Here is a 529-nt window from a genome sequence, read left to right as displayed (position 1 = left end):
AGGGGCACCCTGGCCGCGCTGCGGGAGGCCGTGCCCGATGCCGAGGACGTGCTCGTCGTGGGCAACGGGGCCGCCGCGCTCGTGCTCGCCACCACCGCCCTCGCCGCCGGCCGCGAGGTGGTGGTGTCCCGGGGCGAGATGGTCGAGATCGGTGACGGTTTCCGGCTGCCCGACCTGATCGCGTCCACCGGGGCGCGGCTGCGCGAGGTGGGCACCACCAACCGGACGGCACTGGCCGACTACGCGCAGGCCCTCGGGCCCGACACGGGCTGTGTGCTCAAGGTCCATCCGAGCAACTTCCGGGTCGAGGGCTTCACCTCGTCGGTGCCCCTGCACGACCTGGCCGGTCTCGGCGTCCCCGTCGTCTGCGACATCGGCAGCGGACTCCTGGAGCCCGACCCGCTGCTGCCCGACGAACCCGACGCCGCCAGCTCCCTGCGCGCCGGCGCCGACCTGGTGACCTGCAGCGGCGACAAGCTGCTCGGCGGCCCGCAGGCCGGACTCGTGCTGGGTCGCGCCGACCTGGTCG

1 protein-coding gene is annotated in these 529 nt (G+C 74.9%); it reads left to right on the top strand.

The window, feature by feature from the left end; genetic code table 11:
* The coding region (locus FRW57_RS22760) for an aminotransferase class V-fold PLP-dependent enzyme (protein WP_420853294.1) at positions 1–529 on the top strand (529 nt) is incomplete at both ends.

The organism is Segeticoccus rhizosphaerae (genome assembly GCF_009192725.1).
GTDB classification, from domain to species: domain Bacteria; phylum Actinomycetota; class Actinomycetes; order Actinomycetales; family Dermatophilaceae; genus Segeticoccus; species Segeticoccus rhizosphaerae.
Note: the sequence above shows the minus strand (reverse complement) of the source record. Positions and strands in the feature narration are given on the sequence as shown.